Consider the following 14,983-nt stretch of genomic DNA (forward strand, 5'->3'; position numbering starts at 1 on the left):
TTTAACCAAGCAGCAGCATCGCGAGCGGCAGCACCGGCAGCAGCGCGTCGACACGGTCGAGCACGCCGCCATGGCCCGGCAGCAGTCCGCTCGAATCCTTCACGCCCGCCTGCCGCTTCAGCAGCGACTCGAACAGGTCGCCGATCACGCTGTACGCGACCAGCAGCGTCAGCGCGGCCCACGCGCCGGGCATCCCGTAGCGGGCGGCGAATGCGGAAAACAGGGTCGGCTCGAACGCATGCGCGGCCATCGCGGCACCGGCGACGACCATCACGGCCAGCCAGCCGCCGATCGCGCCTTCCCAGCTCTTGCCGGGGCTGATCGTAACGGCCAGTTTACGCTTTCCGAAGGCCTTGCCCGCGAAGTATGCGCCGATATCGGCCAGCCAGACGACCAGCAGCAGCGACAGCACGAACGGCACACCCTGTGCGCGCGCCGCGACGAGCGCATGCCAACAGGCCGCAAACACGATCAGGCCGGCGGCGAGCAGGAACGGCCGCCACACGCCGCCCGCGAGTTCGGGCTTGCGCCGCAGCGCAAACGGGCCGACCAGCAGCCAGAATACGCCGGCCGCCATGAAAAGGGGACGGGATCCGGCCGCGTCGATGCCGAGCGGCGTGGTGGCCGCCAGCGCCAACGCCGCGACGATCGCATAGACGACCGGGCCGGCGCCGCCGAGCTTCAGCAGGCGCGCCCACTCCCAGGCGGCGAACACGAGCACGGCGCCGATCAGCGCGCCGAACGCGGTGAGCGGCGCGAACAGCGTCACCGGCAGCAGGACTGCCAGCATCACGATCGCCGTGATCACACGGGTTTTCAGCATGAAAGGGAGTCGGCGTTCTGCGATTGCGGTTCGAGCTGCGCACTCGTGCGCCCGAAACGGCGCTCGCGCTCGGTATACGACGCCATCGCGTCGGCCAGCGCCGCGCCGTCGAAATCCGGCCAGTATTTGTCGGTGAAATAGAATTCGGCGTACGCGAGCTGCCACAGCAGGAAGTTGCTGACGCGCTGCTCGCCGCCCGTACGGATGAAGAGATCGGGCTCCGGCGCATAGGCCATCGCCAGGTGCGGCGCGAATGCGTCCTCGGTCACTTCGACCTCGCGACCCTCGCGCACGGCCTGCTCGACGAGCTTCTTCGTCGCCTGCAGGATGTCCCACCGGCCGCCGTAGTTGGCCGCGATGGTGAGCGTCAGGCGCGTATTGCGCGCCGTCTTGGTTTCGGCGCGGCGAATCAGTTCGCGGATGCGCGGCTCGAAACGGTCGAGATCGCCGACGACACGCAGGCGGATCCCGTTTGCATGCAGCTTGCCGACCTCGCGCTCGAGCGCGGTGATGAACAGCCGCATCAGGAACGACACTTCGTCGTTCGGCCGGCGCCAGTTTTCGGAACTGAACGCGAACAGCGTCAGGTATTCGACGCCGGCGCGCGCGCAACCTTCGACCACCGCCCGTACGGCATCGACGCCGCGGGTGTGCCCCGCGACGCGCGGCAAGCGGCGTTCGGTCGCCCAACGGCCGTTGCCGTCCATGATGATCGCGATGTGACGCGGCACGACGCCGACGTCAGGCACGCGAACGGTAGAGCTGGTATAGGTCATGGCCGTTGAGACAGTAATGCGGGAAGAAGGTGGCGCGCGAGGACGGTCGTCAGACCGTCATGATCTCGGCTTCCTTGCTCTGCACGAGCTTGTCGATCTCGGCGACGTGCTTGTCGGTCAGCTTCTGCACGTCGTCGCTCGCACGGCGCTCGTCGTCTTCCGAGATTTCCTTGTCCTTCACGAGCTTCTTGAGCGCTTCGTTCGCGTCGCGGCGCAGGTTGCGGATCGCGACCTTGGCCGTCTCGCCTTCGCTCTTCACGACCTTGGTCAGCTCGCGGCGGCGCTCTTCCGTCAGCGCGGGCATCGGCACGCGGATCAGGTCGCCGGCCGTTGCCGGATTCAGGCCCAGATCGGCTTCGCGGATGGCCTTCTCGACCTTCGCGACCATGTTCTTTTCCCACGGCTGCACGCCGATCGTGCGCGCGTCGACGAGCGTCAGGTTCGCGACCTGCGAGATCGGCACCATCGAGCCATAGTAGTCGACCTGAACGTGATCAAGCAGACCGGTGTGTGCACGGCCCGTACGGATCTTTGCCAGATCGTTCTTGAACGCTTCGATCGAGCGCTGCATCTTTTGCTCGACGCCCTTCTTGGTATCAGCGACACTCATTTCAACCTCCGAACCTTCAAACCTTCAAAGAACGCGGGCCCCGCCCGGCGCAGGATAGACGCCGCGGCCGACGACCCGCATCCGCGGGAGTTTACACGTGGACGAGCGTACCTTCGTCCTCGCCCAGCACGATGCGCTTGAGCGCGCCCGGCTTGTTGATCGAAAACACGCGAATCGGCAGCTTCTGGTCGCGGCACAGCGCGAAGGCCGTCGCGTCCATCACCTGCAGGTTGCGGCTGATCGCCTCGTCGAACGTGATCGTCGTGTAGCGCGTGGCCGACGGATCCTTCTTCGGATCGGCAGAATATACGCCATCGACCTTGGTCGCCTTCAGCACGACCTCGGCGCCCACTTCCGAACCGCGCAGCGCGGCGGCCGTATCCGTCGTGAAGAACGGGTTGCCCGTACCGGCCGCGAAAATCACGACGCGGCCTTCCTCGAGCTGGCGGATCGCACGGGGCCGGATGTACGGCTCGACGACCTGGTCCATGCGCAGCGCGGACTGCACGCGCGCCTCGATGCCGGCGTGGCGCATCGCGTCCTGCAGCGCCAGCGCGTTCATCATCGTCGCGAGCATCCCCATGTAGTCGGCCGTCGCGCGGTCCATGCCGGCCGCACCACCCGCGACACCGCGGAAAATATTACCGCCACCGATCACGACCGCGAGCTGCGTACCAAGACGCACGACTTCGGCGATATCGGCCACCATCCGTTCGATCGTCGCGCGATTGATGCCGAAGGCATCGTCGCCCATCAGCGCTTCGCCGGAGAGTTTGAGAAGGACGCGTTTATAGGCATTGGACATAGGGGCTTCCGAGCGACGAGAGGATGACAACCACGAACTGTAGGGGCGAAATACTGATTCGGGCAAGCGCCGACGACCGGACCGGGGTTCCCGGCCGGCCGGCGGCGCCGCCGGCCGCGGCGGAGCGGACGCCCGCCGCGGATACTGCCTGACTGCTTACTGCTGCTTTGCTGCTGCGACTTGCGCGGCCACTTCTGCGGCGAAGTCGTCCTGGCGCTTCTCGATGCCTTCGCCGACGACGAACAGCGCGAACTTCTGCACTGCGGCATTCGCTGCCTTCAGCATCTGCTCGATCGTCTGCTTGTCGTTCTTCACGAACGTCTGGTTCAGCAGCGACACTTCCTTCAGGTACTTCTGGACGCTGCCGTCGACCATCTTCGCGACGATTTCAGCCGGCTTGCCCGATTCCGCAGCCTTCTGCTCGGCCACGCGGCGTTCCGTTTCGATCAGTTCCGCCGGCACGTCGGCCGACGACAGCGCGACCGGCTTCATGGCCGCGATGTGCATCGCGACGTCCTTGCCGACCTGCTCTTCCGCGCCCGTGTACTCGACGATCACGCCGATACGCGCGCCGTGCAGGTACGTTGCGATCTTGTTCGCGGTTTCGAAACGGACGAAACGGCGGATCGACACGTTCTCGCCGATCTTGCCGATCAGTGCCAGGCGCACTGCGTCGACCGTCGAGCCTTCGAGCGGCAGCGCCGACAGCGCAGCCACGTCGGCCGGGTTTTGCGTCGCGACGAGTTCCGCAACCGTCTTCGAGAATGCGAGGAAGTCGTCGTTCTTCGCGACGAAGTCGGTTTCGCAGTTCAGTTCCACCAGCGCGCCTGCGTTGCCGCCGACGAACGATGCGACGACGCCTTCAGCCGTCACGCGCGATGCGGCCTTGCTCGCCTTGTTGCCGAGCTTGACGCGCAGCAGCTCTTCAGCCTTGGCCAGATCGCCGTCGGCTTCCGTCAGCGCCTTCTTGCACTCCATCATCGGTGCGTCGGTCTTTGCGCGCAGTTCTGCCACCATGCTTGCGGTAATTGCCGCCATCATTCGCTCCTTGAGTCTGTATTCACAACGCCGCCCGCTTGGACGCGAACGGCCGAGATTCGTTTCCGGACCCGCGCCGATTCGGCGCGATCAGGTCCGGCGCACAAGCTTAAAAAAAGGGGGCCTGTTGAGAGCCCCCTTTTTGCGCCGGCTCGGGGCCAGTTACGCGTTTTCCTCGACGTACTCGTCGTCGCCGCGTGCAGCCTGGACCACTTCGTTGACCGCGTTCGCACGGCCTTCGAGGATCGCGTCGGCCACGCCTTCGGCGTACAGCGCGACTGCCTTGCTCGAGTCGTCGTTACCCGGGATCACGTAATCCACACCTTCCGGCGAGTGGTTCGTATCGACCACGGCGATGACCGGCACGCCCAGCTTGTTCGCTTCCGTGACGGCAATCTTGTGGTAGCCGACGTCGACGACGAAGATTGCGTCCGGAATGCCGCCCATGTCCTTCACGCCGCCGATCGACTTCTGCAGCTTGGCGATTTCGCGTTCGAACAGCAGCGCTTCCTTCTTGCTCATCTTCTCGAGCTCGCCTGCCTCGACTGCCGCCTCCATGTCCTTCAGGCGCTTGATCGATACCTTCAGCGTCTTGAAGTTGGTCATCATGCCGCCGAGCCAGCGTGCGTTGACGAACGGCATGCCTGCGCGCTGCGCTTCCTGGGCGATCGTGTCACGCGATTGACGCTTCGTGCCGACGAACAGGATCGTGCCGCGGTTCGCTGCCAGCTGGCGCACGTACTTCTGTGCGTCCGTGAACATCGGCAGCGTCTTTTCGAGGTTGATGATGTGAATCTTGTTGCGGTGACCGAAAATGAACGGAGCCATCTTCGGGTTCCAGAAGCGCGTCTGGTGACCGAAGTGGACACCCGCTTCCAGCATTTGGCGCATCGTAACTGCCATGTAAATTCTCCACGAGGGTTGGGTCTTAAGCCGGCCGCCGTACCGCCGCGCGAACCTGCCCCGAAGGGCACGAATTCCACGCGATCGGCACCCTGGTTGCGCCGGCTTGCGATTCGACACGTGCAAAACGCCCGTGCCGCAAGCCTTTCACCGCCATGCCGCCCCAAAACGGGGAAAGTTCGGCATTTGGATATCGACTTAGCCAAAGAGTATAGCACGCCGATTTGTCCGCTCTCAAGTCGCCCGGCACTTTCGCTGCCGCGCGCCAGCTGGCCGGACAATCCGCGAAAACCCGCATCCGCGCGGCCGGCAGGGGCTGCGAGGCCCGCCATAAGGTGCGATAATCCATCAATTCACCGCATTCCAGGCATACCTCGATGGCTATTACGCTCAAAAACGAACACGATATCGCGGAGATGCGCGTCGCCTGCCGTCTCGCCAGCGAAGTGCTCGACTTCATCACGCCGCACGTCGTCGCGGGCGTCACGACCGCCGAACTCGATCGCCTCTGCCACGAGTTCATGCTCAACGTACAGGGCACGATCCCCGCGCCGCTGAACTACCAGCCGCCCGGCTATCCGCCGTACCCGAAGGCCACCTGCATTTCGGTCAACGACGTGATCTGCCACGGCATTCCCGGCGAGAAGGTGATCAAGAACGGCGATGCGCTGAACATCGACATCACCGTGATCAAGAACGGCTACTTCGGCGACACCAGCCGGATGTTCATCGTCGGCGAAGGTTCGATCCTCGCGAAGCGCCTCGTGCAGACCACCTACGAATGCATGTGGCTCGGCATCGACCAGGTCAAGCCCGGCGCGCACCTCGGCGACATCGGCTACGCGATCCAGAAGCACGCGGAAGCGCAGGGCTACAGCGTCGTGCGCGAATACTGCGGCCACGGCATCGGCACGGTGTTCCACGAAGATCCGCAGGTCGTCCACTACGGCCGTCCGGGCACCGGGATCGAACTGAAGGCCGGGATGATCTTCACGATCGAGCCGATGATCAACGCCGGCAAGCGCGACATCCGCACGATGCCCGACCAGTGGACGGTCAAGACGCGCGACCGCAGCCTGTCCGCGCAGTGGGAGCACACGGTGCTCGTCACCGAAACCGGCTACGACGTGCTGACCGTGTCGGCCGGCACGCCCGCGCGCCCCGTGTTCGCACAACCGGCCGCCGCCGTCTGAGCGCCGTCGCGCCAGCCTGCCCCACCCGCACCTGAACGGCTGCCCATGAGCGCTCACGCTGCCCCCTCGCCCGACGCGCTGTCGCGGCGCGCCGAATTCAAGGCCGCCAAGACGGAGATGCTCGAGCGCTTTCGCCGCGCGACGAACGTCGCGGCGCTGATGCACGCGCTGTCGAAACTCACCGACGACGCGCTCAGGCGCGTGTGGGACGACTGCGGGCTGCCCGCGACGCTCGCGCTCGTCGCCGTCGGCGGCTACGGGCGCGGCGAGCTCGCGCCCTATTCCGACGTCGACATCCTCGTGCTGCTGCCCGATGCGCACGACCCGGCGCTCGACGCGCGCATCGAGCGCTTCATCGGGATGGCCTGGGATCTCGGCCTCGAGATCGGTAGCAGCGTGCGCACGGTCGGGCAGTGCATCGAGGAGGCGTCGCAGGACGTCACGGTCCAGACCTCGCTGCTGGAGGCGCGCCGCATCGTCGGCAGCACCGCGCTGTTCGAGCGCTTCACGGTGCGCTACCACGAGGCGCTCGACGCCCGCGCGTTCTTCACCGCGAAGGTGCTCGAGATGCGCCAGCGCCACGCGAAGTTCCAGGACACGCCGTACAGCCTCGAACCGAACGTGAAGGAAAGCCCCGGCGGGCTGCGCGACCTGCAGACGATCCTGTGGATCGCACGCGCGGCGGGCTTCGGCAGCAGCTGGCGCGAACTCGACACGCGCGGGCTCATCACCGATCGCGAAGCGCGCGAGTTGCGCCGCAACGAAGGATTCCTGAAGACGCTGCGCGCGCGGCTGCACGTGATCGCCGGCCGCCGCCAGGACATGCTCGTGTTCGACCTGCAGACGCAGGCCGCCGAGAGCTTCGGCTACCAGCCGACGCAGACCAAGCGCGCGAGCGAGCAGCTGATGCGCCGCTACTACTGGTCCGCGAAAGCCGTCACGCAGCTCGCGACGATCCTGATCCAGAACATCGAGGCGCAGCTCTTCCCCGCGACGAGCGGCATCACGCGCGTGCTGTCGCCCGACCGCTTCGTCGAGAAGCAGGGGATGCTGGAGATCGTCGACGACGGCGTGTTCGAACGCCACCCCGATGCGATCCTCGAAGCGTTCCTGCTGTACGAGACGACCCGCGGCGTGAAGGGCCTGTCCGCCCGCACGCTGCGCGCGCTGTACAACTCGCGCGACATCATGAACAACGCGTGGCGCCGCGATCCGCAGAACCGCGCCATGTTCATGCGGATCCTGCAGCAGCCCGAAGGCATCACGCACGCGTTCCGGCTGATGAACCAGACGAGCGTGCTCGGCCGCTATCTGCTGAACTTCCGCCGCATCGTCGGCCAGATGCAGCACGACCTGTACCACGTGTACACGGTCGACCAGCACATCCTGATGGTGCTGCGCAACATCCGCCGCTTCGCGGTGGCCGAGCATGCGCACGAATATCCGTTCTGCAGCCAGCTGATCGGCAACTTCGAGCGTCCGTGGGTGCTGTATGTCGCGGCGCTGTTCCACGACATCGCGAAGGGCCGCGGCGGCGACCACTCGACGCTCGGGATGGCCGATGCGCGGCGCTTCTGCCGCGAGCACGGCATCGTCGGCGACGACGCGTCGCTGATCGTATGGCTCGTCCAGCATCACCTGACGATGAGCCAGGTCGCGCAGAAGCAGGACACGAGCGACCCCGAAGTCATCAAGCGCTTCGCCGAAGTCGTCGGCAACGAGCGCTACCTCACCGCGCTGTACCTGCTGACCGTCGCCGATATCCGCGGCACGAGCCCGAAGGTGTGGAACACGTGGAAGGGCAAGCTGCTCGAGGACCTGTACCGCATCACGCTCGCGGTGCTCGGCGGCGCGAACCCCGACGCGCATTCGGAGCTGAAGTCGCGGCAGGAGCAGGCGCTCGCGCTGCTGCGCCTCGAGACCGTGCCCGACGACGCCCATCGCGCACTGTGGGATCAGCTCGACGTTGGCTTCTTCCTGCGTCACGACGCGGCCGACATCGCGTGGCAGACGCGCGTGCTGTACCGGCACGTGAACGCCGAAACGGCGATCGTCCGCGCGCGGCCGTCGCCGATCGGCGACGCGCTGCAGGTGCTCGTGTACGTGAAGGACCGCCCCGACCTGTTCGCGGGCATCTGCGCGTATTTCGACCGCAACGGGCTGTCGGTGCTCGACGCGCGCGTCAGCACGACACGGCACGGCTATGCGCTCGACAACTTCATCGTCACGCAGACCGAGCGCGACGTGCGGTATCGCGACATCGCGAATCTCGTCGAGCAGCAGCTCGCGACGCGGCTCGCCGAAACCGCCCCGCTGCCGGAGCCGTCCAAGGGCCGCCTGTCGAGGCTGTCCCGGACGTTTCCGATCACGCCGCGCGTCGACCTGCGGGCCGACGAGCGCGGCCAGTACTACATCCTGTCCGTGTCGGCCAACGACCGGCCGGGCCTTCTCTATTCGATCGCGCGCGTACTCGCCGAGCATCGGATCGGCGTCCATGCGGCGCGGATCAACACGCTCGGCGAACGCGTCGAGGACATCTTCCTGCTCGCGGGTGCCGGCCTGTCCGACAACCGCCTGCAGATCCAGCTCGAAACCGAATTGCTGCGTGCGATCGCAGTCTGAATGAATCCCAGCGTTTATGCGCACCAAACTAACCGTCAAGAATCCGAAGCCGGCGTCGCCGACCCGCGCCCCTGTCCGCTCCGGCAGCCTCGTCGCCCGCAAGGCGGTACGTCCTGCGGCGCCGCCCGCAGGGGACAAGCCGCCCCGCCCGAACAAGGCTGCCCCGGCAGCGGCCGGCGAGCGCTCGTTCAAGCCGCGCGGGGCCGCAGGCGCCGAGCGCCCGGGCGCGGATCGCGCACCGGCCAAGCGTGCGCCGCGTGACGGCGGTGCCGAACGCGGCACGCGTGCTCCTTATCGCGACAACGCAGGCGGCGAAGGCGCGAAGCGCAGTTTCGGCGACCGTCGCACGTCGTCGGATCGTCCGCCGCGCCGTGACGACGATGCGCGTCCGCGTCGCGCGGGGGGCGAAGGCGGTGCACGCGCGCCCTATCGAGACAACGCAGCCGGCGAAGGCGCGAAGCGCAGCTTCGGCGAGCGTCGCACGTCGTCCGATCGTCCGCCGCGCCGTGATGACGATGCGCGTCCGCGCCGCGCAGGCGCCGACGACAAGCGTCCGTCCTATCGCGACAACGCATCTGGCGAAGGCGCTAAGCGCAGCTTCGGCGACCGCCGTACGTCGTCGGATCGTCCGCCGCGCCGTGATGACGACGCACGTCCGCGCCGCGCGGGTGCCGACGACAAGCGCCCGTCCTATCGCGACAACGCAGCCGGCGAAGGCGCAAAACGCAGCTTCGGCGACCGCCGTACGTCGTCGGATCGTCCGCCGCGCCGTGATGACGACGCACGTCCGCGCCGCGCAGGTGCCGACGACAAGCGTCCGTCCTATCGCGACAACGCATCCGGCGAAGGCGCTAAGCGCAGCTTCGGCGAGCGCCGTACGTCGTCGGATCGCCCGCCGCGCCGCGACGACGACGCCCGTCCGCGCCGCGCAGGCACCGACGACAAGCGCCCATCCTATCGCGACAACGCAGCCGGTGAAGGCGCAAAACGCAGCTTCGGCGACCGCCGTACGTCGTCAGATCGTCCGCCGCGCCGTGATGACGATTCACGTCCGCGCGGCGCAGGCGCCGATGAAGGCAAGCGCCCGTCCTATCGCGACAAGCCAGCCGGCGAAGGCGCGAAGCGCAGCTTCGGCGACCGCCCGGCCCGCCCCGCACGCGACGGCGAGCGCCGCTCGTTCGGCGCGGTCAAGACCGCGCAGCCGGTCAAGCGCGCCGCCGCGGCCGACGTCGACTACGGCGACGAAACGGGCCTGATGCGCCTGTCGAAGCGGATGTCCGAGCTCGGCATGTGCTCGCGCCGCGAAGCCGACGAATGGATCGAAAAGGGCTGGGTGCTCGTCGATGGCGAACGCATCGACACGCTCGGCACCAAGGTCCGCGCCGACCAGAAGATCGAGATCGACGAGCGCGCGAGCGCCGCGCAAGCCGCGCAGGTGACGATCCTGCTGCACAAGCCGGTCGGCTACGTGTCGGGCCAGGCGGAAGACGGCTACGAGCCGGCAGCCGTGCTGATCACGCGCGCCAATCGCTGGAGCGGCGACCATTCGCCGGTGCGCTTCTCGCCGCAGCACCTCCATGCACTCGCCCCGGCCGGCCGGCTCGACATCGACTCCACCGGCCTGCTCGTGCTGACGCAGAACGGCGTGATCGCGAAGCAGCTGATCGGCGAGCAGTCGGACATCGACAAGGAGTACCTGGTGCGCGTGCGCTTCGGCGAACGACTCATCGACATCGACCAGCACTTCCCGGCGGAATCGCTCGCGAAGCTGCGCCACGGCCTCGAACTCGACGGCGTCGCGCTGAAGCCCGCGATGGTGAGCTGGCAGAACGGCGAGCAGTTGCGCTTCGTGCTGCGCGAAGGCAAGAAGCGCCAGATTCGCCGCATGTGCGAACTGGTCGGCCTCGACGTGATCGGCCTGAAGCGCGTGCGCATGGGTCGCGTGATGCTCGGCGCGCTGCCGCAGGGCCAATGGCGCTATCTGTCGGCCGACGAGACGTTCTGATCGAAGGCACGCCATGTGCGCCATGCAATGAAAAAGCCCGCGAACGCGGGCTTTTTTCTTGTTTGCCGAGGCCGGGCGATCAGTCGTCGCCGGTCGGATCGAGCCCCGGGAACAGCACCTCGGTGAAGCCGAAGCGCGTGAAGTCGGTGATCCGCATCGGATACAGCTTGCCGATCAGGTGATCGTATTCGTGCTGGACCACGCGTGCGTGGAACCCGTCGGCGACGCGGTCGATCTTCTCGCCGAACTGGTCGAAGCCGCTGTAGCGCACCTTCGCGTAGCGGCTGACGACGCCGCGCATGCCCGGCACCGACAGGCAGCCTTCCCAGCCCTCCTCCATGTCCGGCGGCATATACTCGATCTTCGGGTTGATCAGCACGGTCTCGGGCACCGGCGGCGCATCCGGGTAGCGGTTGTTGTTGCCGAAGCCGAAGATGATGATCTGCAGCCCGATGCCGATCTGCGGCGCGGCCAGCCCGGCGCCATTCGCGTGGTGCATCGTCTCGAACATGTCCGCGACGATCTCGTGCAGTTCGGGGGTATCGAACCGCTCGACCGGCTTGGCGATTTCGAGCAGGCGCGGATCGCCCATCTTCAGGATCTCGCGAATCATGGCGTATTGCCCTCCAGGAGTTGGTGCAGACCGTCTTCGTCCAGCACAGGGATACCGAGTTCCTCGGCCTTCGCGAGCTTGCTGCCGGCTTCGGCGCCCGCGACCACGTAATCCGTCTTCTTCGATACCGAGCCCGCCACTTTCGCGCCCGCCGCTTCGAGCATCTCCTTCGCGGCATCGCGCGTGAGCGTGGGCAGCGTGCCCGTCAGCACGACCGTCTTGCCGGCCAGCACGCCCTGCGGCGCCTTCGGCGCGGGCGGCCCTTCCGGCCACGTGACCTTGCCCGGCGCGCGCAGCTGCTCGATCACGGTCCGGTTGTGCTCTTCCGCGAAGAACTGGTGAAGCGACTCGGCGACGATCGGCCCGACGTCGTTGACTTCGAGCAGCTCCTCGACCGACGCGTCCATGATCGGCGTCAGCGAGCCGAAATGCTTCGCGAGATCCTTCGCGGTCGATTCGCCGACATGGCGGATGCCGAGCCCGTAGATAAAGCGCGCGAGCGTCGTGTGCTTCGCCTTCTCGAGCGAATCGAGCAGATTCTGCGCGGATTTCTCGGCAAACCGGTCGAGCTCGGCCAGCGTCGCGAAGCCGAGATTGAACAGGTCCGCCGGCGTGCGCACGAGATTCAGCTCGACGAGCTGGTCGATGATCTTCTCGCCGAGCCCGTCGATGTCGAGCGCGCGGCGCTGCGCGAAATGCCACAGCGCCTGCTTGCGCTGCGCCGGGCAGAACAGGCCGCCCGTGCAGCGCGCGATCGCCTCGTCCGGCAGGCGCTCGATCTTCGAGCCGCACACCGGGCATTCAGTCGGCATCACGAATTCGGCCGCATCGGCCGGACGCCGGTCGAGCAGCGCGCCGACCACCTCCGGGATCACGTCGCCCGCGCGGCGCACGATCACGGTGTCGCCGATCCGGATGTCCTTGCGGCGCACCTCGTCCTCGTTGTGCAACGTCGCGTTGGTGACGGTCGCGCCGCCGACGAATACGGGCTCGAGGCGTGCGACCGGCGTGATCGCGCCGGTGCGGCCGACCTGCACGTCGATCGCGACGAGCTTCGTCAGCGCTTCCTGCGCAGGAAACTTGTGCGCGAGCGCGAAGCGCGGCGCACGCGACACGAAGCCGAGCCGCTCCTGCTCGTCACGCCGGTTGACCTTGTAGACGACGCCGTCGATATCGTACGGCAGCGAGTCGCGCTTCTCGCCGACCTTGCGGAAGAAGTCGAGCAGGCCTTCGGCGCCCTGCACGACCGCGCGTTCGCGGTTCACGGGCAGGCCGAGCGACTCGTACCAGTCGAGCAGCGCGCTGTGCGTGTCGGGCATCGGCATCCCGTCGAGCACGCCGATCCCGTACGCGAAGAACGACAGCGGGCGCTGTGCGGTGATCTTCGAGTCGAGCTGGCGCAGGCTGCCGGCCGCCGCGTTGCGCGGGTTCGCGAATTCGCGCTGCTCGGCCGCGCGCTGGCGTTCGTTCAGGCGTGCAAAATCGCGCTTGAACATCAGCACCTCACCGCGCACGTCGAGCACGGCCGGCACGTTCTTGCCCTTCAGCTTCAGCGGGATCGAGCGGATCGTGCGCACGTTCTCGGTCACGTCCTCGCCCGTCGTCCCGTCGCCGCGCGTCGACGCCTGCACGAACACGCCCCGCTCGTAGCGCAGCGAGATCGCGAGACCGTCGAACTTCAGTTCGCACGCATATTCGACGGGCTCCGTCACCGAGCCGGCGAGATCGGTCGCCTTGTCGAGCGCATCGGCGACACGCTTGTCGAACGCGACGATGTCCTCGTCGGCGAAACCGTTGTTCAGCGACAGCATCGGCGCATCGTGGACGACCGGCGTGAAGCCGCCGGCCGCTTCGCCGCCCACGCGTTGCGTCGGCGAATCGGGCGTCACGAGTTCGGGATGATCGGTTTCGAGCTGCTGCAGCTCGCGGAACAGCCGGTCGTATTCGGCGTCGGGCAGATCCGGCTGGTCGAGCACGTAATAGGCGTGGTTCGCCCGCTCGAGTTGGTCGCGCAACCACGCGGCGCGCGCGTCGGGCTGGCTGGCTGGCGGTTCGGCTTGGGTTCGGGCCATGCTGGCGGCAGATTCGTTCTGAAAAATCGGATGCCCGATTATCTCAGTTTGACGCCGCGGCGGGGCGTGCAATGCGGCCCCGATGAGCGTGTTGCAGTGCACACCAGGCGATGCGCGCTGCAGTGACGGACAGCGGCGCCGAAGCCCGCCGTCCGCACCCTCGCGTTACTGGCTGAAGAGGCGGCGCGTGACCGACGAACCGGCCGGGATGCCCGCTTCCTCGAGCTTCGCGTACAGCTTCATCAACTGCTGCTCGATCGCGAGCAGCTGCGATTCCGGCAGCGGCCGGCGCGAATCGTCGACGACGCGTGCGCCGATGCGTTCGGACAGCGACTTCGCGTAATCGCACATCAGCCGGAACGGCAGGATGTCCTCTTCGGCGACCGGCACGTCGAGCACCAGCGTGATCATGTTGCCGCCCTTGTACGTGAGGTCGTCACGCAGGAAGTTCGTATCGCCGAACTGCAGCATGAACACCGGGTTCTGCTTCGCGTCGAGCTTCACGAAACGCGTGCCGTCACGCGACAGCAGCAGCCCGTCCTGCGACGCGACCGCCTGCACGTAGTTCGCCGACCACGGCGCGCCGTCCGACATCACGTTGATCGACAACTGCGCGTCGCACTGCGCGGCGAACGCATCGAGCTCGCGCGCCATCGCGACCGTTTCCATCATGTCCGGGAATTCCGGTGCGCCGTCGATCGTGTCGGCGAACTGCTGGACGCCCGTCACGAATTCGGAGAATTCGAGTTCGTTCAGTGCGCCGCTGCGGTTCGCGAGCTGCGCGGCCGCGCGCAGTTCTTCGTAGCGCACGCCGTTCTGCAGCAGCTCCCACTGGCCGCCTTCCGGCTTGCCTTCGATGTGCACGGGCTTGCTGCCCGCGCGGCGCAGCCGCTGCGCGGCCGGCAGGATCTTGTCGCCCGGCAGCGGCCCGGCGAGACGGATCGGCACGATGCAGTCGATCCGGCGATCGACGATCGCCGGCGGTACCGACGAGATCGTCGTCGCGGCCGGCAGCACGGGTTCGGACGGCTCGGCCGCCTCGGTCGACGCTTCGTGCGCGGCCGCGGGCACGGCTTCCTCGCCGGCAGCCGGCTCGGTCACGTCGGCCGGCGTGTCGACGCCGGTCGCCTCGGCCTGCAGATCGGCCGGCGTGTCGGCCGGCGCCGCCCCGCCGAACGTCGGCTCGACGCGCGCGACTTCAGCCTGCGCAGCGGCCGCCGTCGCGGCCGGGGCCGCAGGCTCGCGGCGCACCGGCTGACGTACCGGCTCGATGAACGGCAACTCTTCGTCGCGCTCGGGGCGGTTCATCGCCTCGGCCGCTTCCTCCGGCATCGGGCGCGGCATCCTGCGCCGCACTTTCGCGCCCTGCCACGCGTTGTAGACCACGACGCCGCCCACCACGACAGCACCCGCGCCGATCAAACCGAGTGTCAACTCGTCCATGCACGCTCCATCAGCAATTCTTTTTCGTCGGGACCGCGAACGGGCGCGTCATGCGCCGCGCGAACGCGATCCGGTTTCGT

The 14,983-nt window shown here is 67.1% G+C and carries 12 protein-coding genes; 3 read left to right on the top strand and 9 right to left on the bottom strand.

Annotated features, from left to right (window positions below):
- Position 1: 1 nt before the first annotated feature.
- The 6 genes from AC5LXX_RS10395 to rpsB all read right to left on the bottom strand — a co-directional run bounded on the left by AC5LXX_RS10395 (position 2) and on the right by rpsB (position 4,955).
- Complete coding sequence (locus tag AC5LXX_RS10395; protein WP_493409425.1) at positions 2–823, bottom strand: phosphatidate cytidylyltransferase; 822 nt, start codon at positions 821–823, stop codon at positions 2–4.
- Positions 817–1,599: a polyprenyl diphosphate synthase gene (gene uppS, locus AC5LXX_RS10400; RefSeq protein WP_006478494.1), complete on the bottom strand. Its 783-nt coding sequence runs from the start codon at positions 1,597–1,599 to the stop codon at positions 817–819. The genes AC5LXX_RS10395 and uppS overlap by 7 nt, the downstream gene beginning before the upstream one ends.
- Positions 1,600–1,648: 49 nt before the next feature.
- A complete protein-coding gene (frr, locus tag AC5LXX_RS10405) occupies positions 1,649–2,209 on the bottom strand; it encodes a ribosome recycling factor (protein ID WP_039342717.1) in 561 nt (186 codons plus the stop codon).
- 91 nt (positions 2,210–2,300) lie between these two features.
- Positions 2,301–3,014, bottom strand: coding sequence for a UMP kinase (gene pyrH, locus AC5LXX_RS10410; RefSeq protein ID WP_011352459.1), 714 nt, complete (start codon positions 3,012–3,014; stop codon positions 2,301–2,303).
- A 156-nt stretch (positions 3,015–3,170) separates the two neighbouring features.
- Positions 3,171–4,052 (bottom strand): translation elongation factor Ts, encoded by an 882-nt coding sequence (tsf, locus tag AC5LXX_RS10415; RefSeq protein WP_021159104.1) that lies wholly within the window; start codon positions 4,050–4,052, stop codon positions 3,171–3,173.
- Between the two features lie 162 nt (positions 4,053–4,214).
- The gene (gene rpsB / locus AC5LXX_RS10420) at positions 4,215–4,955 is read right to left on the bottom strand and encodes a 30S ribosomal protein S2 (RefSeq protein ID WP_006752149.1); all 741 of its coding nucleotides are present in this window, start codon (positions 4,953–4,955) and stop codon (positions 4,215–4,217) included.
- Between the two features lie 377 nt (positions 4,956–5,332).
- On the opposite strand from rpsB, the gene map reads away from it, so the two are divergent.
- From map to AC5LXX_RS10435, 3 genes are read left to right on the top strand one after another with little or no spacing between them, the layout of a single operon-like run.
- Entirely contained in the window at positions 5,333–6,148 is an 816-nt protein-coding gene (map, locus tag AC5LXX_RS10425) for a type I methionyl aminopeptidase (protein WP_493400986.1), read from the top strand.
- 45 nt (positions 6,149–6,193) lie between these two features.
- The gene (locus AC5LXX_RS10430; RefSeq protein WP_493409426.1) at positions 6,194–8,770 is read left to right on the top strand and encodes a [protein-PII] uridylyltransferase; all 2,577 of its coding nucleotides are present in this window, start codon (positions 6,194–6,196) and stop codon (positions 8,768–8,770) included.
- Positions 8,771–8,786: 16 nt separating this feature from the next.
- The gene (locus AC5LXX_RS10435; RefSeq protein ID WP_493409427.1) at positions 8,787–10,775 is read left to right on the top strand and encodes a pseudouridine synthase; all 1,989 of its coding nucleotides are present in this window, start codon (positions 8,787–8,789) and stop codon (positions 10,773–10,775) included.
- Positions 10,776–10,854: 79 nt separating this feature from the next.
- Here the strand turns inward: AC5LXX_RS10435 and def are convergent, their stop codons facing one another.
- From def to AC5LXX_RS10450, 3 genes are all read right to left on the bottom strand, one after another.
- Positions 10,855–11,388 (bottom strand): peptide deformylase, encoded by a 534-nt coding sequence (def, locus tag AC5LXX_RS10440; protein WP_493409428.1) that lies wholly within the window; start codon positions 11,386–11,388, stop codon positions 10,855–10,857.
- A complete protein-coding gene (gene ligA, locus AC5LXX_RS10445; protein WP_493409429.1) occupies positions 11,385–13,460 on the bottom strand; it encodes an NAD-dependent DNA ligase LigA in 2,076 nt (691 codons plus the stop codon). The genes def and ligA overlap by 4 nt, the downstream gene beginning before the upstream one ends.
- Positions 13,461–13,625: 165 nt before the next feature.
- Complete coding sequence (locus tag AC5LXX_RS10450; RefSeq protein ID WP_493409430.1) at positions 13,626–14,903, bottom strand: cell division protein ZipA C-terminal FtsZ-binding domain-containing protein; 1,278 nt, start codon at positions 14,901–14,903, stop codon at positions 13,626–13,628.
- Between the last annotated feature and the right edge of the window lie 80 nt (positions 14,904–14,983).

It is taken from the genome of Burkholderia torrens, assembly GCF_984668525.1.